Here is a 21,011-nt window from a genome sequence, read left to right on the forward strand (position 1 = left end):
TGGCTCCTGCACAAATTCTGTGCAGGGCCACCGCGCGACCCTCGCCCTGCCGGATTCAACAAATTGCCCGGCGTTCCGCCTGCACATTGATTAAATCAGATATCCCGATATACAGGGTAATTTCGGATACAGATTTTACATGGGCCGGGCAATTTCATGAGTCGCAATTTTCTGGTGATTGAACCTGAGGAAGGCATTGCCGTGCTCAAGGGGCTTGCCTCCTCGGCGCGGATCTCGATGCTGAAACTGCTGCATGAGAAGGGGCCGATGAATGTCAACGAAATCGCCGCCGTGCTGTCGCTTCCGCAGTCGACCGTCTCGACCAACATCCAGGTGCTGGAGGATGCGGGGCTGATCCGCACCGAGAACCTGAAAGCGAAGAAAGGCAGTCAGAAAATCTGTTATCCGACGGCGGAAGAAGTGCTCGTCGTGTTCAAGAGCGAATATCGTGCGGTCAAGAACGACGCGATCGAAGTGTCGATGCCGATCGGGCTTTATACCGGCTTCGAGGTTACCGCGCCCTGCGGCCTTTGTTCGCCGGACGGCATCATCGGTCTGCTCGATGTGCCGAACACTTTCCTCGATCCGGACCGCATGAAAGCCGGTCTGCTATGGTTCACGCGCGGTTTTGTCGAATACCAGTTCCCCAACAATGCCAAGCTCGCCAATGCCGAGATCACCGGACTCGAAGTTGCGATAGAGCTGTCTTCGGAAGTGCCGGGCACCAGCGCCGATTGGCCCTCGGACATCACGCTGACGATCAATGGCGTCGATGTCGGCACCTGGACGTCGCCGGGGGATTTCGGCGACAAGCGCGGCGTCTTCACGCCCTCCTGGTGGAAGCTCAAGGGCTCGCAATACGGTAAGCTGAAGAACTGGCGAATTGCCAATGACGGCACCTATGTCGACGGCCTCAGGATTTCCGAAACCGGCCTCGCCGCACTCGATCTGAAGAGCCATCATTCAATCCGCGTCCGTATCGGCGTCAAGGACGACGCCAAGCGCCCCGGCGGGATCAACATTTTCGGCAAGGGCTTTGGAAATTACGATCAGGACATCCTGCTCAGGATCAAAACTGGTTGATATCATGAAACCGGGTTCTGAAGATAACGCAGCAATTTCAACTATCTGGCTTTCTGCTGTGCCAAAGCGTTCGTCTAATTGTCCTACATTTGGGTATTTTGGCTTGACGAAGGGCTGCCAATTCCTCTTTGATATCGGGCAAGATGATTTAAATCATCGTTTGTGATATCGATGGGAGGAATGCATGAAGGCAGCCGTTACGGCTCATCCGCATTATGTCGTCTCGGAAATCGATCCGAGGCTCTACGGATCCTTCATCGAGCATCTGGGGCGGGCAGTTTACACCGGCATCTATGAGCCCGGCCATCCGACAGCGGATGCCAATGGCATGCGTCAGGACGTCATCGATCTCGTCAGGGAACTCAATGTTCCGATCGTCCGCTATCCCGGCGGCAATTTCGTCTCGGCCTACAATTGGGAAGACGGCATTGGCCCCAAGGAACAGCGACCAGTGCGCCTCGACCTCGCCTGGCACACATCGGAAAGCAACGAAGTCGGCCTGCATGAATTTGCCGATTGGTGCACCTCCGCCAACACCGAGATGATGCTTGCCGTCAATCTCGGCTCGCGCGGCCTCGACGAAGCCCGCAATCTGCTGGAGTACGCCAACCATCCCGGCGGCAGCAAATGGAGCGACAGGCGCATCGCCAACGGCCGCAAGGAGCCCTTCGACGTCAAGCTCTGGTGCCTCGGCAATGAAATGGATGGCCCCTGGCAGATCGGCCACAAGACCGCGGACGAGTATGGCCGGCTAGCGCATGAGACGGCCAAGGCCATGCGCGCCTTCTCCAAGTCACTCGAGCTGGTGGTCTGCGGCTCTTCGAATGCCAAGATGCCGACCTACCCTGAATGGGAAGCGACGGTTCTCGACCATACCTACAACGAGGTCGACTACATCTCGCTGCACATGTATTTCGACAATGAAGCCAACGACGCTCCGAACTATCTCGCCATGAGCGAAAAGCTCGACGACTACATTGTCTCGGTCGCCGGCGTCATTGAGTATATCAAGGCCAAGAAGCGCTCCAACAAGCAGGTCTACATCTCGTTCGACGAATGGAACGTCTGGTACCATTCCAAGGAGCAGGACAGGAAGATACTCGGCGGCAGCAACGGCTGGCCGTTCGCCCCGCCGTTGCTCGAAGACATCTATAATTTCGAGGATGTGCTGCAGGTCGGCCTGATCCTCAACACCTTCATCCGCCGTTCCGATGTCGTCAAGATCGCCTGCCTGGCACAACTGGTCAATGTCATCGCGCCGATCATGACCGTTCCGAATGGCCCGGCATGGCGGCAGACGATTTTTTATCCCTATCTGTTTGCTTCTAACTATGGTCGCGGCAATGCGCTGGATCTCAAGGTGGAAAGCCCGACCTACAAATCCAGCGTTGCGGGCGACGTAGTCTATGTCGATGTTGCCGGCGTGCACGACAGGCAAACCGGCCACGTCACCTTCTTCGCCGTCAACCGCCATTCGAGCGAGGCAATCGAAACAGTGGTCGACCTCACCGGCTTCGGCGCGGCGGAGATCGTCGATCACCAGGTGATGGCACACGCCGATCTGAAAGCCGTCAATTCGGCCGAAAACCCTGGCAATGTCGGCCCCAGGAAGGGTGAGGGCGCCTCGCTCGCCGGCGGCAAGCTGAGCCTGTCACTGCCCGCCTATTCCTACCAGGTCATACGCCTGAGGCTCTGAGTTCAGGCGGATCATCGAGAAAGCGCAAACGCTGAGGAGGAGCGTCGACGTGACGGCCGATATCGAGATCAGGAACGTGAGCAAGCAGTTCGGTGCCATGACGGTGCTGGATCATCTGTCGCTCTCCATAAGGGCACGCGAATTCATCGTGTTCCTGGGGCCGTCCGGCTGCGGAAAATCGACGCTTCTTCGGATGATCGCCGGTCTTGAAGCTGTCGATAGCGGCGAGATTGCCATCAACAACGAGCGCATCGATCATCTGCCGCCGGGCAAGCGCGGCATTGCGATGGTGTTCCAGTCCTATGCGCTTTATCCGCATATGACGGTGCGCGACAACATGGCCTTCGGCCTTGCGAATATCGGCGTACCAGGCAAGGTCATTGAGGCGCGTATCAACGAAGCCGCTCGCATCCTCGAAATGCCGCATCTGCTCGATCGCAAGCCGGGCCAGCTCTCCGGCGGTCAGCGCCAGCGCGTCGCCATCGGCCGTGCGATCGTCAAGGAGCCGAAGGCCTTTCTGTTCGACGAGCCGCTTTCCAATCTCGATGCCGCGTTGCGCACCCGCACCCGCATCGAGCTTGCCCAGCTTCACCAGCGGCTGCAATCGACGATGATCTTCGTCACCCATGACCAGGTCGAGGCAATGACGCTGGCCGACCGCATCGTCGTCATGAACAATCGCAAGATCGACCAGATCGGTACCCCGATGGAGATCTACGAGCGCCCGGCGACCAAATTCGTCGCGGGTTTCGTCGGCGCGCCAGCGATGAACTTCGTCGATGCGACGCTTGACAGATCCGGCGAGAACGCCACGGCCAGGTTTGCGGACGGCGTCTCGGTGCAGACCGAGATCGCCTCCAGCCAACTGACCGATGGCAAGTACACTTTCGGCATCCGTTCTGAAGACGTGCGCATCGTTGCCGCCGGACAGGGCAATGCCGGCGGCGTGGTCGATGTGCTCGAGCGCCTCGGCGAACGCACCCTGATCTACGCGCGGCTGGGCGATGGCCAGCAGATCGTCGGCTCGGATGCCGGCAACAGCCGCGTCGCCGTCGGCGACAGAATCGGGCTCGCCTTTGATGGCCAGAAATCGCATCTGTTCAACGAGACCGGCCGCGCCTGGCATGCGAGGGAGGCCTGAGATGGCTGACCGGCTGGCGATGTCCCCGACCGCGACGCTTGCTGTCGGCGTCAGAGCCCCTACCGCCGACATCTATGCGCCGCAATGGCGAAACGTCATTTTCGTTGCGCCATTCTTGTTCTTCTTCACCACGCTGCTGCTCTTCCCGCTGCTCTGGGGGATGTGGCTGAGTTTCCACAAGGCCGACACGTTTTCGTCCGGAAATTTTGTCGGTCTCGGCAATTACGCCAGGCTGTATCACGACAAGGTCTTCCTGCAATCGATCTGGAACACCTTCTATTTCGTGCTTCTGACGGTGCCGACGCTGGCGCTGATCGGCCTTTTCCTGGCGCTTTGCCTCAACCGCCGCACGCGCACTGCCGCGGTTTTGCGGACGCTGTTCTTTTCCTCGTCGGTGCTATCGGTCACCATCGTCACGCTGATCTGGCGCATCGTCTTCATTCCGAATGTCGGCCTGTTGTCGACGATCTACGGATGGTTCGGCGCAACGGCTCCGGCCTTCATTTCCGATCCCAGCCTGGCGATGGTCGGCATCGCCATTGCCACCATCTGGTGGTGTATCGGCCTGCCGATGATGCTCTTTCTCTCGGCGCTCCAGCAGATTCCACAGGATATTTACGAGGCGGCAGCGCTGGACAATGCCAATCGCTGGCAGACGCTACGCTCGATCACGCTGCCGTCGATCAAGCGGACCTTCATCCTGGTGATCATCATCCAGATCGTGCTGCAATTCCAGCTGTTCGGCCAGGCCTGGCTGATGACGCGCGGCGGTCCGAACAACCTGACCAAGCCGATCGTGCTCTACATCTACGATACCGCATTCCGTCGCTGGGATCTCGGCCTGGGCGCCGCTGCATCGGAAATCCTGTTCATCCTCATCCTGGTCGCGGCCATGGCCCAGTACCTGGTGACACGCAGCAGGGGAGACCAGGCATGAGCGCCACAGCAGCTTCCATCAAGGGCCGGGCATTTGGCGACCATTTGTTATTGGCCCTGGTCATCCTGCTTTCGATCGTCATGATCGCGCCGGTTCTGTGGGTCATCGGCCTGTCACTCAAGGACAATACGGAGCTGATGGCCGATCCGAATTCGGTGTTTCACGCGCCCTATACGCTGAAGAACTACATCAACACCGTCGGCACCTCGTCGGTGTTCATCTGGGTGCGCAACAGCATCATCGTCTCGGGCGGATTGACGCTCGGCACGTTGATCCTGTCGTCGCTCGCCGGCTACGGTTTTGCACGGCTGAATTTCCCCGGCCGAGACGTGCTGTTCGTGATCGTGCTGTTCGGTCTGGCGGTCCCGGAACAGGCCGTGCTTGTCGCCCGTCACCAGATCTTCAGCATGCTGAAGTTCCACAACACCTATCAAGGGCTCATTCTGCCGGGCCTTTCGGCTCCGTTCGGTGTCTTCCTGATGACCCAGTATTTCAAGGCCATCCCGAGGGAGCTGGACGAAGCCGCCATGCTCGATAACGCCAGCCGGCTCAGAATTTTCTGGAAGGTGCTTCTGCCGCTCACGCTGCCTGCGCAGGCGACGCTCGGCATCTTCACCTTTCTCGGCGCCTGGAACGACTACTTCTGGCCGCTGATTTCGGCGACGAAGAAGGACATGTTCACGCTGACGGTCGGCATGGCCTCGACCCAGACCAACTTCGCCCAGTCCGAAGGCATCGGCTTCCTGATGGCGCAGGCGGTGTTCGCCGGTGCACCGATCCTGATCGTCTACCTGTTCTTCCAGAAATACATCGTCACGGCGGTCTCCGGCGCTGCGGTGAGATAACGAAGATTGCCTGACGGCCGGGGGAATGCGCAGCGATTGAAGCACGAAAGCCAATCCAGGGTGGAGCGGCGGAAACTCAGTAGGAGGAACTGATATGAAACTGAAGAAAATACTGTTTGCAGCAGTCTCTGCGGGCGCAATGATGCTCGCAAGTCCAAGCTTCGCGGCCACGGAGCTGAGCGTGCAGCGCTTTTTCGGCGCCTGCGATGCCGATTTCGGCACCAACACCGATGCCACCAAGGCCGTTGGCGAATGCGGCATCATCACCTCGCTAATCAACAAGTTCAACGCCGACAATCCCGATGTCCATGTCAACGTCACCACCGTGGAATGGCCCGGCTATGATCAGCTGACCGCGCAGTTCGCTTCAGGCGACGCTCCGGACATCGTCACGATCCATGAATCCGTACTGTCGGATTATCAGTCGAAGGGCCTGTTGATGCCGCTCGACGATCTCTTGAAGTCGGTCGGCGTGACACCCGACGCCTTCACCGACGCGGCACGCAATGGCGCCACCAAAGACGGCAAGGTCTATGGCCTGCCGATCGACAGCTGGACGATGCTCTATCACGTCAACATGGATCTTTTCAAACAAGCCGGCCTGGTCAATGCCGACGGCACGCCGATTTTTCCAAAGTCGCCCGAGGAACTGCTCGCCCAGGCCGAACAGTTCAAGCAGAAGACGGGCAAGCCTTATTTCGTCCAGAACCTGACCAATGAGACTGCACTCTACACACGCAACCTCTACACCTATCTTTTCCAGCAGGATTCCGATTTCTTCGCCGATCCGAAGCATGTGAAGTTGAATACGCCGGAAGCCAAGAAGGTCGTCGAGATGTACAAGGCGATCTTCGAGAAGGGCTACACCACCAAGGATCTCGATTATGGCGGCTCGATCAACGCCTTCCTTGCCGGCGAGGGTGGCGTCCACCTTAACGGCACCTGGGTGGTCGGCGATTACAACGCCCAGTCCGAGACCAAGGGTACGGCGCTCAACAAGGGCGGCTATGCGGTCTATCCGTATCCGCAGCTGTTTGGCGGCGCCCACGCGCAATATGCCGACGGCCACACCTGGGCCGTTTCGCAGAAAGACCGCACGCCTGAACAGATCGCGGCCATCGGTAAATTCCTGAAGTTCTTCGCCGACAACGACTTCGAATGGTCACGCACCGGTCACCTGCCGGCCTATAAGGCCGTCATCACCTCGGACGCGTTCAAGGCCCTGCCGCATCGCAACACGATCTCTGCGGTCGCTGATCTCGGCAAGCCGCTGCCGTCCGCCGTACAGCGTCAGTTTGCGATCCAGGACATTATCGGCGAAGAGATGAGTGCAGCAATCAGTGGCCAGAAGGACGTCGACACCGCCCTTGCCGACATGGAAAGCCGCGTCAACGAATTGCTCGCCAACATCTGACCACGGCTTCGAAAGGCCCTCCCAAGGCCCCCGCGGCTGGAAACGGCCGCGGGGTTTTGGTGAGGGAGTGGTTATTGTCCTCGAATTGCGAGAACTTGCCGGTGGCGACCGGGTCAAACACGCCAACCACGGCGCCGCAACCTCGGCAGCAGCCGACGCAAGCCCTGGCCGGAGGATTCCGTTAGAACGCCGCGGCCATGGGCATTGCGACCTTGTTGGGGATCTGGATGTCGATCTCCAATCTCGACGTCGTTTCGCCGTGATCCATGCTCACCTGCAGGAAATCCTGGTCGACCTGAACATGCCGGGCGATCACCGCCATGATCTCCTCGCGCAACACCGAGACGAGATCGGGCTGGTTGCGGCTTCGACGCTCGTAAGCCAACAGCAGTTGCAAGCGTTCGCGCGCCACCGGCGCGCTGCCGCGGCGCTTGAAGATATCGAGCAGGTTCATGCTGCCCTCCTTCCCAACAGCCGGTCGAGGAGGCCCCTCCGCTCGAAAGGCAGAATGACCGGCAGGTCCTCGCCCTCGAGTCTTCTTGCCGCGTCGATATAGGCGCGTGCGGCGGGGTTGGTGTTTTCGCTGAGCGTAACCGGCGCGCCCACATTGGATGCGCGCAGCACGTCCTGGCTCTCGGGAATTATTCCCAGCAAGGGCGTCGACAGGATCTCGAGCACGTCATCGATGCTCAGCATCTCGCCGCGGGCAGCGCGCGCAGCATCGTAGCGCGTGACGAGGACGTGTTTGACAATCGATTCACCTTGCTCGGCTTTCATCGTTCTGGAGTCGAGCAGGCCGATGATGCGATCGGAATCGCGGACCGAGCTCACTTCCGGGTTGGTGACGATTACCGCCTCGTCGGCAAAGCGCATGGCAAGTTGCGCGCCCCGCTCTATGCCGGCTGGGCTGTCGCAGAAGACGTAGTCGAAAACCGATCGCAGCTTGTCGATGACATCGGCGACGCCTTCCTCGGTGAGAGCATCCTTGTCGCGCGTTTGCGAGGCCGGCAGCAGGAACAGCGTTTCGAGTCGCTTGTCACGGATCAGCGCCTGCGAAAGCTTGGCGGTTCCCTGAATGACGTTGACGATATCGAAAACAACGCGCCGCTCGGCACCCATGATCAGATCGAGGTTGCGCAGGCCGACGTCGAAATCGACGAGAGCCACCCGCTTGCCGGTTTTCGCGACCGCGGCGCCGAGAGCGGCCGTCGAGGTCGTCTTGCCGACACCCCCTTTGCCGGATGTGACAACCACTACCTTGCCCATATTTGTGCCTCCAATGTTGTTAGTTGAGCGGTGCGACGCAAAGTGCGCCGTCCTCGAGAAAGGCCTGTACCGGCCTTCCTCGCGAGGAGGCGTCCATCTCCTCGGCAGTGCGGTACCAGCCGTCCACCGCCAGAAGTTCGGCTTCGTTTTTCCGGCAAAAGATGCGAGCCGCGGAATTTCCCGTGGCGCCGGCGAACGCACGTCCACGCAGCGTGCCGTAGACGTGGATCGATCCTCCGGCGATGATCTCGGAACCGGAACTGACGGAGCCGACAATGACCACATCGCCATCGGGATGAAAGATCGACTGGCCGGAGCGGATCGGTGCCTTGATCATCAATGAGTTCGGCGCCTGCGGCTCTTCCGTCTTGGCCTCAGCTGCGGCCTTCGGGTGCGGCTGCACGTAAAGCGCGTCGGCGGTGGCCTCCTTGGCGCCAACGAGGAGCGGCGGCAGATCGGCATCGAGAGCTACATTGCCATCGGCCTCGATCGCGTAGATGCGAATCCCGCGCTCCGCGAGTTGTAAGACCAGATCCCGCATCTCGCCCACCTCGGGCTTGAGTATATTCAGATCGAGCACGACCGGGCGGCCGGCAAAGAAGCCGGGAGAGTTTTCGGTCCAGTGATCGAGGCTTTGCAGCCATTCCCCTAGCGGGGCCTCAGGGGTGAGGGTGAAGGCTACAAACGAGCGCGCTCGAAAGCGTATGGACTTGTTTTGGATGGGAGCGACGCAGGTCACAGAGGCGAGTCCTTACTGATTGGTTAAGGCTAGCCCGGCATGGTTAACGAAAAGTTAATGGCGGCTTCCCGAGGCGTTGGCGGAGGCATTCTTTTTGCCCCTGATCGCCCCGCCGGCGCCCTGCTTCCGATGCACGACGAGGTCCTCCTCGCGGCTGCCTGGAGAGGCGCCTCCAGTTCACGAGGTCGGCCGACCGGTATATTGTTGCCGGAATGCCGGGCCTATTAAGGAGTTATCGATTTGACAAGCGTTGCCAAGGGGCCTGTCGCGGATCGCGGTCGCGCTACCTATGACCTTGGCGCGACCGCCATCTTTGCTTCCAAATCAGACCCGCGCTTTCACTATTGCCTGTATGTGCCTCCCGCGGTTGGGGAAGGGGCCAAAGTCGATCTGATGGTCGCTGTCCATGGCACCGGCCGCACCTCTTTTCTTGGATTCCGCGATGCGTTTTCCGAGTTCGGACGCTGGAACGGCTGCGCCGTTTTGTGTCCGCTGTTTCCAATCGGCGTTCTCGGGGATGATGCCCGCAGCGGATACAAATATTTGCTCGAGGGCAACATACGCTACGATCAGGTGCTGCTCGCCATGGTTGAGGAGGTCAGCGCCAAATACAGTCAGGATTGGAGCCGCTTTGCCATGTTCGGATTTTCCGGCGGCGGGCATTTCACGCATCGTTTTGCTATCCTGCATCCCGACAGGCTCTGGGCGGCCTCAATCGGCGCGCCAGGCTCGGTGACCTTGCTCGATCCGACGCGTGACTGGTGGGTGGGCATTCGCGATCTGCCGGAGAAGTTCGGCATCACCTTCGATGCCGCAGCGCTGGCAAAAGTGCCTTTCCAGATGATCGTCGGCGACGCTGACCTGGAGACTTGGGAGATCACTCATGTCCAAGGCAGCACCCATTGGATGCCGGGCGCCAACGATGCGGGGCGAACACGGCCGGAACGCCTCATGGCATTGTGTCGATCGTTCGAGGAGGCGGGGGCGCGCGTGCGCTTCGATTTGCTGCCAGGCGTATCTCATGAACGGGATGCGGTTCTCGATTCGGTCAAGGATTTCCTCGCCCAACAACTCAAGGAACGAGGGAATGCCTCACGATAAATTCGTTGCGCCCCAGCCCGTGAAGAGATTATCGCAATCAAAGCCCGACCACGTCGACCGCATCCAACCGCGATCTGCTGGCAGTGCGTAACGACTAGAGCAACGCTTCGTATTGATCGCCAATCTTGTCGACTGTGAAATCCGCCGCCCTGTTTTTCAGCACGGCAGCAGGGGTGGGGTGGTCCAGCATCTCGGCCATCGCCTTCGCCAGGGCCGCGGCGTCACCGACCGGCACCAAGGTGCCGAAACGGCCGTCAGCGAGTATTTCGCGCGGGCCATGCGGAGCATCGGTGGAGATTACGGGGACACCGGCGGCCATGGCCTCGACCAAGACGTTGCCAAAGCCTTCGCTGGTCGATGACAGAACGAACAGATCGGCCGCGGCATAGCAAGCCGCGGGATCGTTGACATAGCCGGCAAAGAGCACGTCCCCGCCTATGCCTGTCTCTTCGGCATAGGCGTGCAATTCGGCAGCCAGCGGACCTTCGCCGAAGATAACAAGCCGGGCGGGGCGGCCGGCGCGCAGGGCAGCGAAGGCCCGCAGCAAAGTCCGGTGGTCCTTGACCGGCACCAGGCGCCCGGCGGTGGCAATGACCGGCGCATCGCCCATCGCCGCCAACGCTGCCTGCCAGGCATAGGAAGTCCCCGGCGGTGCTTCAGCCGGCGGCAGCGGGTTATTGATGACGACGACCTTGGATTCGGGGAAGCCGCGGGCGATGATGTCACGGCCGACACCCGCTGAAACGGCGATGGCTTTGGTTGCGCGCGCTGCAACCAGCGCGGAAAGCCAGATCGCCAGCCTCGCGCCGAGGCCGCTGGCAGGCAGCGAGGCGGCGGCATGGAAGCTTGGAAAGAATTTTGCCCGGCTTCTGGCCAACATGAGTGACAGCGCCATCACCAGATTGGCGAATTCCGGGGCGCTATAGACCGCATCAGGATCAAGGCGGCGGAACAAATTTGCGCTTCGCACGATGCCTTTCAGCGTCGCCGACTTGGCGTAACCCTCGCCGCGCAAGAGAAGGCCGAAGTCGACCAGATGCACGGCAGCTGAACGCAGCGCGGCGTTAGGGCCTTCCGCGTTCCAGGTAAAAAGCGTGACCTCGTGGCCACGCGACGCCAGTTCATTTGCCATCAGGACGAAAACACGTTCGGCGCCGCCGCCCCTCAGGCTGGCGATGTGGAAAACGATGCGCTTCACCATGCCTTGCTTCAGGCTCGGCTGGCGGCAAGGCCTGATCGGTTCGGCGGCCGGCGCATGTCGCGGATGATGCCCATGCCGATGGCCAGCAGCATGCCCAGGGCAAAGCCTGCGAACGCTCCTGCGCCTGCCACCAGGGCAGTGCGCGGGGGCCATGAGCGCGCTGGCGGGGGCACCGCGGTCGAAATCACCTGTACGTTTGTGGTGTCGATCTGCTCGCGCTCGCTGATTTGGCGCGCACGTGACAGGAAGCTCTCATAGACCGCTCTCTTCGAGGCGGCATCGCGTTCAAGTTCACGCAGGGCGACTTCGGATTCGCTGTCGGTGAATACATTGCTCTTCAGATCGTTCATCCTGGCGTTGAGAGAAGCCAACGAGGCCCCGGCCTTGTCCAGGCTGGCCTTTGCCGTGCCGATGGTGCGGGAGAACTCGGCCCGGAGTTGCGAGTTGACGGTCTCGAGTTCCGTCCTGAGCCTGACAATCGTCGGGTGGCGCGGACCGAAGGTCATCGACTGTGAATCGATCTGCTGCCGCAGGCTGTTTGACCTGTCGCGCAGCGCCGCGAGCGCTTCCGAAACCGTGGGGTCGGGATTGGCCCCGTTGATACCGGAGGCAACCAGGGCGTCGTAGCTTGCCTGCGCGGCGATGACACGCGATTGCGCATCGACGATTTCGCCATTGAGCTGCGTCAGCGTCTGCGAACTGACGAGCTGGCCATTGCTGGACGACAGGTTGTGGCTGCGCCTGTAGCTCTCGACCTTCTCTTCGGCTGCCTGCACGTCGCTCTTGAGTTGGCCAAGCCGGCTGTCAAGGGCAGCCGCGGCACGGCTGGCGCCGGCAGCTTCCGCCTTAGCCAGTTCTTCCTGGAAGTTTTTGACTATGGCCTGCGAGATCAGGATCGCCTTGGCGGTGGTTTCCGCAGATACCGAGAGGGTTGTGACAAACGAGGTCGGATCCGCGATGGCGTCTACCCGGTCCGCCAGGTTCTTCAAGGCGATGAGCCTCGGGTCGGGCTTCGCCACAGCGCCGGACGAGGATGTGCTCCGGTCCGGATCGAAAAACTCCGGATCGTGAGTCAGATTCAGTTCGTCCACCACACGGGAAAGCACGTTGCCCGAGGTCAGGATGCGCTGCTTGCTGCGCGTGCTGAGCAGTTGGCTATCGATCTGGCCCGGTTGCGAGTAGAGGTCGTTTTCCACAACCTGCAAATTGGATGGGTTGATGAGGACCTCGGTCGTGACGGTGTAACGCTGCTTGCTCAGCAATGCATAGGCGCCGCCGACAATGCCGCCGATTACCGCCAGCATGAAGGCCAGGGCGAGGCCGGCCCGCAGCCAGACGAACAGGCGTCGAAAATCGAGCTCGAGGAAATCGCCGATCTTGTCCAGGGTCACCGTTGCGACAGGCTCTGGAGGTTGCGGCGTCACCGGCGCGGAGCTTAGCGCCGCGACTGGGCCATGCTGTTGCAGCAATGCCCTGCGCCGTGCATTGGCGATACGCTCGAATGCACTGTTATTGGAAGCCGTCGCGGAGATGGGGGGTGTGCCGGAACCGGCAGACATGGTGACAACCCTTGTTAAATCATTACGCTTGGCCTGCTCTACAGAAACATCGTTAACATCTTATTTTCCAAGTTGGCCCATTTTACCGCTCACGCTGTCCGTCCGGCGGACGTTGAAGGGATTTCGTTGCCCAGAATGCCGTTCGAATATCGCCATTTGGATGGGCCATGAGCTATCCCGCTGCCGCTTCGGAACGATTATCGTCCAGCCGAGCGCGCCGTCAGAACGCGCTGTCGCTGCTGTTTTTCCTATGCGCAGCGTTCGCGCTCCTGCTTCGCTTTACGGTATCACCGCAGGTGATGAACATGGTCGTCGACTATACGGCCCAGGGAGGCTCGTTCTACGAGAAGCTGCATTTCGGCACCTATGCGATCATCCTGCTGCTTCCTATCGTTCTTTTCAGCCGGCCGTTTCTGCTGCACGGCGACGAAATTGGAATATTCAAGGCGTTGATCCGCTATTCGGTGCTGATGTTCGCGCTGGTGCCCTATCTGTTCGTTACCGGCCGTGCGGGCTCCTCCGGGTTCATCATCGATACCTATCTGGTGGCCGGCGCCACAGGCCTGTTGATGCTGGCATTGAATGCAGAGGTGCGGCGGGCGCTGGGGGACGTCGTGCTTGGAATGGCGATCCTGAGCGCTGTCATCGGCACCATCGAGGCGGTGACTCAACATCGGCTGTTGCCCTATGGGTTGAACGAACTGCAATTCAGGCCAACTGGCCTGTCGGCCCATCCGCTGGCACTGGGCGCGCTCTGCGCCACAACCATCGGATTCGTGCCGCTGACGCACTGGCGCATATGGGCGCGGGTGATGGCGATCTTCCTGTTGTTCATCGGTTGCGCTGCATCGGGCGCTCGCGCCGCGCTGATGCTCGCCACCGGCGAAATCCTCATTCTGCTGCTGTTCGTGCCTTGGCCGGGCCTGTCGCTCAAATATGAGCGGCAGGCCAAATTTGTCGTGCTGATGTTCACCGTGACGGGTGGCGCGGTGCTCGTAGCGGTACTGTTTGCGGGCGGTCTGCTGAATCGGTTCAGCAACACCATCTTCGACGAAAACTTCATGGCCCGGGTGACCATTTATCAGGTGTTCGGACTGGTCAGCTGGAACGACATCCTGTTCGGCATGAACGTTGACGACCTGCTGGCGATCGTCCGGCAGAAGCTGCATCTGCCCTACATCGAAAGCGCGCCGGTGGTAATTATCTTGCTCTTCGGCCTGCCCATAGCCCTGCTGTTTACAGCGCTGATATTCTGGTTCGTCTTCCGGCTGCTGCGCGGGGCGCCGCTGCCGGCATGGATCGGCACCATAACGTTCTTGCTTGCCGCGCTGTCAAACAACGCGCTTTCGTCAAAAACGCCGGACATGACGATCATCGTGGTGTTGCTGCTTGCCTACAGGAAGCAGCCCCATGGAGGCTCGCTCGAGAGCATGCCTTCGGCTGCTGCATCCAGCCCAAACCCGGCTGGATCTCGTTAAGCACGGACCTCGGATCCGGTCAGCCGGCGCTGTCCACGACCTCGACACCGCCCGCGCGATTGAGCGTGTGAATGCCGGACCGAGCCCATGCCGGCCCGGGATCGATTGAGCGGGGCAGTTCAAAACGGACGTCGAAATCATCAAGCCGATCCAGCCGCATCAATCCCAGGCCGCCGCCATAGGCTCTAGACCCGTTTTGCACCGGCAGCAGCAAAGCGTCGCCCTGGCGGATAAAGGCGCCGCCCGGCCGAGTGGCGGAGTGGTCGACTGCGACGGGATTGAGCGCGTGCGCAGCCCACGGCCCACGCAGCGCCGGGGCGGAATAGACGGCCATCGTGTCGGACGCGCTGCCGTGACCGAACCGCTCAGTCCCCAACAGCCAGAAGCGACCGTCGGATTCGAGCAGCGTGGCGTCGTTGAAATCCCTGTCCGTCATCAGCACCGTATCGCGTACCCAGCGATCCGGAAACTGCTCGGCACGGTAGAGCACCAGTTCTCGCGCCGTAGCGCTTTCAGGGATCATGAAAATCTCGCCGGAGTGAGCAAACACCTGCGGATATGACAGGTGATGCGCTTCCTCCAGCACCACTTTCGGCACGCCGAAAGTGCCGTCGGTGCCAAGTTCAGCGACAGAAATCACCCCGCGGCCGGTGGAGTAGGGAAACTCCTCGACAAACAGAAAATGACGGCCGTCGCGCTCGAGAACGAACGGATCGGCGTAGAAGCGCTGCCCGTCATCGGCAAGCACGGTGAACGGCTTACCATCCAGCTGTCCGGTTTCGGCGACGCCTGGACCGTCGATCAGCCGATAAGCAACCTGCCAATAGAAGGGGCGCCGACCACGTCGCAGTTTTTGCACGGCGCGGTCGACCAACCCCCTGCCGAAAAAGGGCAGATAGTGCCCGATAAATCCGCCTTTCTGCAGGGGCGGCGCCGGGCTCTCGGCAATCGGCGCAAGTTTGCCCGCGGAAAAGCGGGCGACACATTGGGCAATCAGGGAGATGGCGCCGGCGAGCAGGTCGTTGCTGGTTCGAGACAGCCACAACCGGTCGCTGATCATCGGCCGCGCTCTGGCGACGGCAACGCCGTCGAGCCGAGCGGTGAGTTCGGGCAGCCGCCCGCTCGCCAGCATCTCGGTCATGCCCGCGGCAAAGCTGCTTTGGCCGCAAAATTCGAGCGTCAGGACAGGCGTGCCCCGTCGTGCGGCGGTAGCGGTGAGATCGACTATAAGATCGACTGGGCCGGTGTCGCCGGACGGCAATGGCCGGGAACGGCTTGCCAGTGAGGGGCCGAAGCGCCGGCCCTCGAGCGCCAGCACATTATCCATCGTGCGCGCATTGGGTTCAGGCGTCGGCGCGCGGCAACTCGAAACCGCATGTCCAGCCGCACTCAACCGCACCAGAAGCTCATTTTCCCAGCGCCGGGATGCGTCGGCGTGGCCGATGATTAAAATATTAGTCAATCCAATATATTCTTTTTCAAGACTACTGCCATAGACTACTTGTCAGTCCAACCTTTCACAAGAGTTAAGCCGGGAGAACGCGGCCTTGGTTGTTAATCATATATTAAGAATTGAGATCACGAAGGCGCTTTCCGGCGCTATCATGGCTCTTGCGGGCAATAGTCGGCATGTCCCGAAGGCTGCAGGCGACCAGGATCAGCGATGAACGTCCTTTCACGTCCAAAACTGCCATCCAGGCAGAAACTGCTGATCGTGTTCGGCACGAGGCCGGAGGCACTCAAATGCTTTCCAGTGGCGCGTGCTGCCCTTGCTCATCCAGGCTTCATCACCGAAATATGCATAACCGCCCAGCATCGTGAAATGGTCGACCAGGTTGTCGAACTGACCGGCTTGCCTGTGCACCACGACCTCAACATCATGCAACCCGGCCAGTCGCTGTTCGACGTGACCTCGCGCGTGCTCCTGGGCATGGCCGAGGTGCTGGACAAGGCGAAGCCCGATATCGTCATGGTACAGGGCGACACCACCACTGCGATGGCCGCGGCTCTGGCTGCCTTCTACAAGCGTATCCCCGTCGCTCATGTCGAAGCAGGATTGCGCAGCCACAACATCAATTCGCCGTTTCCTGAAGAACTGAACCGCAAGATTGCCGGCGACATCGCCACCTGGCATTTTGCGCCGACCGTTCAGGCACGCGACAATCTCATCGCCGAAGGAAAAGCCGAAAGCACCATCTTCGTGACCGGTAACACCGTGATCGACACGCTGTTGCATTTTTCAAGCGCGATCGATGCCGACAGGCTGATGAACGCGAAGCTCGCTGCCCGCTTCCCTTTCCTCGACCCTTCCAAGAAGATGATCCTCGTCACCGGTCATCGCCGCGAGAATTTCGACGGCGGCATCCAGCGCATCTGTACGGCGTTGAAGGGATTGGCGGCGCGCGGAGACGTGCAGATCGTCTACCCTGTCCATCCAAACCCCAATGTGCGCTCAGTGGTCAACGCAGAGCTGGAAGGCGTGCCGAACATCCACCTGGTCGAGCCGCAGGACTATCTGCCGTTCCTGTACCTGCAGAAGCAGAGCTATCTGGTGCTTACCGATAGCGGTGGCGTGCAGGAAGAAGCGCCTTCACTCGGCAAGCCGGTGCTGGTAATGCGCGAAAATACCGAGCGACCCGAGGGGATCGTGGCCGGCACCGCCCGTCTTGTCGGCACCGACGTCGAGAAAATCCTGTTCAACGCCAATCGCCTGCTCGACGATCAGGCTGCCTATCGCGGCATGGCGGAACGACACAACCCATATGGCGATGGCCGGGCCAGTAACCGGATTGTTGAGGAACTGCTGCATCATGGCTGAAATCAAAACCGTTTCCGTAATCGGCATGGGATATATCGGCCTGCCGACCTGCGCCATTTTCGCCAGCCGCGGGCTCAACGTCATTGGCGTCGATGTCAACGGAGCGGTGGTCGAGAAGGTCAACCGCGGCGAAATCCACATCGTCGAGCCGGACCTTGACGGTCTGATCCAGAAGGTCGTGGCGAACGGCAAGCTCATGGCCTACAGCACGCCGCAGCCGGCGGACGCCTATATCATCGCCGTGCCGACCCCGATGACCCACGATCATAAGCCGGACGTGACCTACGTGCTCGCGGCGGCACGAAGCATCGCCCCCGTGCTGAAGCGGGGAGACCTTGTGGTATTAGAATCGACATCGCCGGTTGGAACCACGCGTATCATGACCGGGCTGCTTGCCGAGTTGCGGCCTGATCTCAAATTTCCTGTCCAGCATGGCGAAGACGCCGATGTGCTGGTCGCCTATTCGCCCGAGCGTGTGCTGCCGGGAAAGGTGCTGACCGAGCTGATCAACAACGACCGCTCGATCGGCGGGCTGTCCCGCAAATCGTCGGAACGGACGGCGGCACTCTATTCAACCTTCGTCACCGGCGACCTGTTCATGACGACGGCCGAAAGTGCTGAGCTGGTGAAACTGACCGAGAACGCGTTCCGCGACGTCAACATCGCCTTCGCCAACGAGCTTGCTGCAGTGTGCCAGGATCTGTCGCTCAATGTCTGGGAAGTGATCGATCTCGCCAATCGGCACCCTCGCGTGAACATCCTCCAGCCGAGCCCGGGCGTCGGCGGTCACTGCATTGCGGTCGATCCATATTTTATCATCGACGCCGCACCCAACAGCACGCGGCTGATGGCTTCGGCACGCCGGATCAATTCCGAACGGCCGATGTCGGTGGTCAGGGATATCGAGGCCTTGCTCGACCCCTCCCGCAAACAGACGATCGCCTGTCTTGGCCTCAGCTTCAAAGCCAACATCGACGATTTGCGCGAGAGCCCGGCCGTCGAGGTGGTGAAACTTCTGTCCGATATCCCCAATGTGAAGATCATTGCGGCTGAACCCAACACAAATGCGCTGCCGCATGAGCTCGAGGGCAGGGGCGTCGTGTTCACCGACGCACTTTCGGCCATCGACAAGTCCGATATCGTCGTCCTCCTGGTCGACCATCGGCAGTTCAATCTGGTCGACCCCGAAGCGCTCAAGGACAAGAAGCTCGTCGATACGAGGGGTCTGTGGACGTGGCGCAAGGCACGCAAGCCCGACGCCCGCATCGAAGGCAAGAAACCAGAGGTCGCACAAGTGACGCTTGCAAGGGAGCAGGCCGCATGAACGCGCACGCCCCGGCATGGGCGCAGCATTCCCTGTTGGCATCACGGCGCCGGGAGTTCCTTGGCGCACCGATCCATGCGCTGACCATGGCCGAGACACTGGCCATCGCCGACGAGGCGATGACCCTGGGGCGGCCGCTGCATCATGTGGTCGTGAACGTCGCCAAGCTGGTTACCATGCGCCAGAATGCCGAGCTGCGCGAGGACGTGGCCGGGGCGGACGTGGTCAATGTCGACGGCATCGGCGTGCTTTGGGGTGCACGTCTGTGCGGCGTCGCGCTGCCCGAGCGGGTGGCGGGCGTCGACATCATGATCAATCTGCTGAGCCTCTGCGCGAAGCGTGGATTCAGGCCGTATCTGCTGGGGGCCGAACAGCACGTTCTCGACGCGGTTGTAGTGAGACTTGCCAAGGACCATCCGAGCCTCGTCATAGCGGGAATGCGCAACGGCTATTTCAAGCCGGAGGACGAGGCCGGGATCGTCGCGGCGATCAACGCCTCGGGCGCCGACTGCCTGCTGGTGGCCATGCCGACACCGCGCAAGGAACGCTTTCTCAAACGCTACCGCGATGAACTCGCCTCAAGCTTCGTGATGGGCGTGGGCGGCAGTTTCGACGTCTATGGGGGCAAGGTTGCCCGTGCGCCGAAGCTGATACAAGCGGCCGGCCTGGAGTGGCTGTTCCGCGTCGTCCAGGAGCCGCGACGCTTGTGGCGCCGCTACTACGACACCAACACTGCCTATGCGGGACTGCTGTGCCGGGAGTTCTGGGAGCGTCGCTGGCGCCGAAACGCCGGTTTATAGATTCGCGTTCCCCCACAAAACAGGCGTTGACCCTGGACTTCGCTTTACGCGATCCGTAGCCGCGCTCGCAGCTGGGCGACGAATTGCGTCGCTGCCACAGGGTGGAACAACGAGGTCAGCCCGAAGAAAACCGCAGCACCGGCAGTGCCGCCGGCGACAAGCGAGAAGATTGCCGGCACGTCGCCGGCCACCATGCTGGCAAGCTTGGCGGCCACCCCCGTGCTGAGCGAGATGACCACCGAGACACCGATGTCGCGCCATGGCACCGGCACCGGTGTGAGCCGCTCGCTGATGATAATGCAGGTTATGGAGCCCACCACCGAGCCGCCCGCCAGCGCCAAAGCGGCGCCGATCTCCGCCATCGGTGGGATCAACAGCAGGGACAATGCGATTGTTGCCACCGAGCCGAAGAGATTGGCGATGATCAGCAGCCACGGCCGCTTGTGCGCGTGCACCACGACGCCATAGACGAAGCTGGTGAGGTTGGCGCACAGCACGCTGAAGGCAATGATCGGAAACAGCAGGCCGAAGCGGCCGTGATATTGCGAGGGCAGCATGAGCTCGGTGATATCGCTGCTGAGCGCGACCAGCATCGCTGCAATAGGCAGGCAAAGCCGCATCATCAGCGCCATCAGTTGCGACAGCAGCCGGCCCGACGCCGCGGGCCCATCCTCGTCGAACCGGCTGACCACCTCGGGAAAGGCGCCCATGTTGATGGCGTTGGCGACCATGTCGATCGGCTGGCGGGCCAGCGCATAGGCTGCGGCGAAGATCGCCACAGCGCTGGCATCGTAATAGATCTTGAGGAACAGACGCTCCGCGCTGTTGAGCCCGAAGCCTACCAGCGCCATGATGATCAGCGGCACACCGAGCGCAAAGAAGTCCCTGTGGGTGAAGCGCGGCGGACCGGCAACGAGCCGTCGCGATGCCATGATGCCCGCCACGATGCCGGCAATCAAGGCGCCGAGGCTCGAGCCGAGCGACACCGTCAGAAAGCTATCCTGAAAGACAAGGATAGCGCCGATCGGTAACGCGAGTTGCAGCAGGGCACGCAGGGCTTCTAGCATCGAATAGACCGAATGGCGCTGCTGCATCTGCAGCACCGTCAACGCGAAGCGGCTGATGGATCCGGCGACCAGATAGCCGCAGACCGCGATCGCGAACTCGACCCAGCGTTCCGGCACGACCACCGCCGACGCGCCTACCGATATGACCAGCGCCAGTGCCGTGGTGGCAAGCAACACCTGCCCGGCCAGCATCAGGCTGCCGCGGCTGACCTCCCCCTTGCCACCAAGCCTGAGCAAGGCGATGCGCAGCCAGTTGGTGACGGCAATGTCGGTCATTTCGCCGACGGTCACCACCAGGGTGAGCAGGCCATACTCGGTCTGGTCGATCAGACGCGTCACCACGACCAGCAGGAGCAGCGCCGAAATTCGCGTCAGCAGGATCGCCGGAGCATAGATGAGCGTGGAACGGAGCAGCAAGGGCGTGTCCCTGGAAAACTCACCTTCGACAAGCCGCCGACTGGCGGAAAATCCAGCCCGATGACGCCGAAGGGTGAACAGATTCAGTTTGAACTAAAAGATTTGCCGTAAACCTTATCGGGAAC

General features: G+C 60.8%; 18 protein-coding genes. 11 read left to right on the forward strand and 7 right to left on the reverse strand.

The features are described 5' to 3' along the window. The first annotated feature begins 156 nt into the window (after positions 1-156). From NKJ91_RS09645 to NKJ91_RS09670, 6 genes are all read left to right on the forward strand, one after another. Entirely contained in the window at positions 157-1,083 is a 927-nt protein-coding gene (locus tag NKJ91_RS09645) for an ArsR/SmtB family transcription factor (protein ID WP_352455343.1), read from the forward strand. 184 nt (positions 1,084-1,267) lie between these two features. Further along, a complete protein-coding gene (gene arfA, locus NKJ91_RS09650) occupies positions 1,268-2,779 on the forward strand; it encodes an arabinosylfuranosidase ArfA (protein WP_352455344.1) in 1,512 nt (503 codons plus the stop codon). 49 nt (positions 2,780-2,828) lie between these two features. Continuing rightward, positions 2,829-3,920 (forward strand): ABC transporter ATP-binding protein, encoded by a 1,092-nt coding sequence (locus NKJ91_RS09655; RefSeq protein ID WP_352449658.1) that lies wholly within the window; start codon positions 2,829-2,831, stop codon positions 3,918-3,920. A 19-nt stretch (positions 3,921-3,939) separates the two neighbouring features. Continuing rightward, positions 3,940-4,857 carry a carbohydrate ABC transporter permease gene (locus tag NKJ91_RS09660; RefSeq protein WP_051406145.1) on the forward strand — a complete coding sequence of 306 codons (918 nt, stop codon included), beginning with the start codon at positions 3,940-3,942 and terminating at the stop codon, positions 4,855-4,857. Then, positions 4,854-5,702 (forward strand): carbohydrate ABC transporter permease, encoded by an 849-nt coding sequence (locus NKJ91_RS09665; protein WP_352455345.1) that lies wholly within the window; start codon positions 4,854-4,856, stop codon positions 5,700-5,702. Before NKJ91_RS09660 ends, NKJ91_RS09665 begins: the two co-directional genes overlap by 4 nt. A gap of 94 nt (positions 5,703-5,796) precedes the next feature. Then, positions 5,797-7,116, forward strand: coding sequence for an ABC transporter substrate-binding protein (locus NKJ91_RS09670; RefSeq protein WP_352449655.1), 1,320 nt, complete (start codon positions 5,797-5,799; stop codon positions 7,114-7,116). A gap of 181 nt (positions 7,117-7,297) precedes the next feature. On the opposite strand, the gene minE is transcribed toward NKJ91_RS09670, so the two are convergent. From minE to minC, 3 genes are read right to left on the reverse strand one after another with little or no spacing between them, the layout of a single operon-like run. Beyond that, on the reverse strand, positions 7,298-7,570 hold the full coding sequence (gene minE / locus NKJ91_RS09675; RefSeq protein ID WP_023677151.1) for a cell division topological specificity factor MinE: 273 nt from the start codon (positions 7,568-7,570) through the stop codon (positions 7,298-7,300). Then, the gene (gene minD, locus NKJ91_RS09680) at positions 7,567-8,382 is read right to left on the reverse strand and encodes a septum site-determining protein MinD (RefSeq protein WP_023677152.1); all 816 of its coding nucleotides are present in this window, start codon (positions 8,380-8,382) and stop codon (positions 7,567-7,569) included. The genes minE and minD overlap by 4 nt, the downstream gene beginning before the upstream one ends. Positions 8,383-8,401: 19 nt before the next feature. Continuing rightward, a complete protein-coding gene (minC, locus tag NKJ91_RS09685; RefSeq protein WP_023677153.1) occupies positions 8,402-9,121 on the reverse strand; it encodes a septum site-determining protein MinC in 720 nt (239 codons plus the stop codon). Between the two features lie 240 nt (positions 9,122-9,361). Here minC and NKJ91_RS09690 point away from each other — a divergent pair, with 240 nt between their 5' ends. After that, positions 9,362-10,222: a hydrolase gene (locus tag NKJ91_RS09690; RefSeq protein WP_023677154.1), complete on the forward strand. Its 861-nt coding sequence runs from the start codon at positions 9,362-9,364 to the stop codon at positions 10,220-10,222. Positions 10,223-10,316: 94 nt separating this feature from the next. Here the strand turns inward: NKJ91_RS09690 and NKJ91_RS09695 are convergent, their stop codons facing one another. Together NKJ91_RS09695 and NKJ91_RS09700 are read right to left on the reverse strand one after the other, a co-directional pair. Beyond that, positions 10,317-11,423, reverse strand: coding sequence for a glycosyltransferase (locus NKJ91_RS09695; protein WP_352455346.1), 1,107 nt, complete (start codon positions 11,421-11,423; stop codon positions 10,317-10,319). A gap of 8 nt (positions 11,424-11,431) precedes the next feature. Next, complete coding sequence (locus tag NKJ91_RS09700; RefSeq protein WP_031211881.1) at positions 11,432-12,982, reverse strand: GumC family protein; 1,551 nt, start codon at positions 12,980-12,982, stop codon at positions 11,432-11,434. A 167-nt stretch (positions 12,983-13,149) separates the two neighbouring features. On the opposite strand from NKJ91_RS09700, the gene NKJ91_RS09705 reads away from it, so the two are divergent. After that, the gene (locus tag NKJ91_RS09705; protein ID WP_352455347.1) at positions 13,150-14,460 is read left to right on the forward strand and encodes a VpsF family polysaccharide biosynthesis protein; all 1,311 of its coding nucleotides are present in this window, start codon (positions 13,150-13,152) and stop codon (positions 14,458-14,460) included. A 19-nt stretch (positions 14,461-14,479) separates the two neighbouring features. Here NKJ91_RS09705 and NKJ91_RS09710 read toward each other — a convergent pair whose 3' ends face one another. Beyond that, a complete protein-coding gene (locus NKJ91_RS09710) occupies positions 14,480-15,922 on the reverse strand; it encodes a glucosamine inositolphosphorylceramide transferase family protein (RefSeq protein ID WP_352455348.1) in 1,443 nt (480 codons plus the stop codon). A gap of 201 nt (positions 15,923-16,123) precedes the next feature. On the opposite strand from NKJ91_RS09710, the gene wecB reads away from it, so the two are divergent. From wecB to NKJ91_RS09725, 3 genes are read left to right on the forward strand one after another with little or no spacing between them, the layout of a single operon-like run. After that, entirely contained in the window at positions 16,124-17,278 is a 1,155-nt protein-coding gene (gene wecB, locus NKJ91_RS09715; protein ID WP_352455349.1) for a non-hydrolyzing UDP-N-acetylglucosamine 2-epimerase, read from the forward strand. Continuing rightward, a complete protein-coding gene (gene wecC, locus NKJ91_RS09720; RefSeq protein WP_352455350.1) occupies positions 17,271-18,602 on the forward strand; it encodes a UDP-N-acetyl-D-mannosamine dehydrogenase in 1,332 nt (443 codons plus the stop codon). The genes wecB and wecC overlap by 8 nt, the downstream gene beginning before the upstream one ends. Further along, the gene (locus NKJ91_RS09725; RefSeq protein ID WP_031211886.1) at positions 18,599-19,402 is read left to right on the forward strand and encodes a WecB/TagA/CpsF family glycosyltransferase; all 804 of its coding nucleotides are present in this window, start codon (positions 18,599-18,601) and stop codon (positions 19,400-19,402) included. The genes wecC and NKJ91_RS09725 overlap by 4 nt, the downstream gene beginning before the upstream one ends. 44 nt (positions 19,403-19,446) lie before the next feature. Here the strand turns inward: NKJ91_RS09725 and NKJ91_RS09730 are convergent, their stop codons facing one another. Next, on the reverse strand, positions 19,447-20,886 hold the full coding sequence (locus tag NKJ91_RS09730; RefSeq protein ID WP_352455351.1) for a lipopolysaccharide biosynthesis protein: 1,440 nt from the start codon (positions 20,884-20,886) through the stop codon (positions 19,447-19,449). Positions 20,887-21,011 lie beyond the last annotated feature (125 nt).

The sequence above is a fragment of the Mesorhizobium sp. M0040 genome, assembly GCF_040323505.1.
GTDB lineage: Bacteria > Pseudomonadota > Alphaproteobacteria > Rhizobiales > Rhizobiaceae > Mesorhizobium.

What these genes read in the sequence shown, in the direction of transcription:
- NKJ91_RS09645 (WP_352455343.1), top strand. Translation starts at nt 157, where the DNA reads ATGAGTCGCAATTTTCTGGTGATTGAACCTGAGGAAGGCATTGCCGTG.
- arfA (WP_352455344.1), top strand. Translation starts at nt 1,268, where the DNA reads ATGAAGGCAGCCGTTACGGCTCATCCGCATTATGTCGTCTCGGAAATC.
- NKJ91_RS09660 (WP_051406145.1), top strand. Translation starts at nt 3,940, where the DNA reads ATGTCCCCGACCGCGACGCTTGCTGTCGGCGTCAGAGCCCCTACCGCC.
- NKJ91_RS09665 (WP_352455345.1), top strand. Translation starts at nt 4,854, where the DNA reads ATGAGCGCCACAGCAGCTTCCATCAAGGGCCGGGCATTTGGCGACCAT.
- NKJ91_RS09670 (WP_352449655.1), top strand. Translation starts at nt 5,797, where the DNA reads ATGAAACTGAAGAAAATACTGTTTGCAGCAGTCTCTGCGGGCGCAATG.
- minE (WP_023677151.1), bottom strand. Translation starts at nt 7,570, where the DNA reads ATGAACCTGCTCGATATCTTCAAGCGCCGCGGCAGCGCGCCGGTGGCG.
- minD (WP_023677152.1), bottom strand. Translation starts at nt 8,382, where the DNA reads ATGGGCAAGGTAGTGGTTGTCACATCCGGCAAAGGGGGTGTCGGCAAG.
- NKJ91_RS09695 (WP_352455346.1), bottom strand. Translation starts at nt 11,423, where the DNA reads ATGGTGAAGCGCATCGTTTTCCACATCGCCAGCCTGAGGGGCGGCGGC.
- NKJ91_RS09700 (WP_031211881.1), bottom strand. Translation starts at nt 12,982, where the DNA reads ATGTCTGCCGGTTCCGGCACACCCCCCATCTCCGCGACGGCTTCCAAT.
- NKJ91_RS09705 (WP_352455347.1), top strand. Translation starts at nt 13,150, where the DNA reads ATGAGCTATCCCGCTGCCGCTTCGGAACGATTATCGTCCAGCCGAGCG.
- wecB (WP_352455349.1), top strand. Translation starts at nt 16,124, where the DNA reads ATGAACGTCCTTTCACGTCCAAAACTGCCATCCAGGCAGAAACTGCTG.
- wecC (WP_352455350.1), top strand. Translation starts at nt 17,271, where the DNA reads ATGGCTGAAATCAAAACCGTTTCCGTAATCGGCATGGGATATATCGGC.
- NKJ91_RS09725 (WP_031211886.1), top strand. Translation starts at nt 18,599, where the DNA reads ATGAACGCGCACGCCCCGGCATGGGCGCAGCATTCCCTGTTGGCATCA.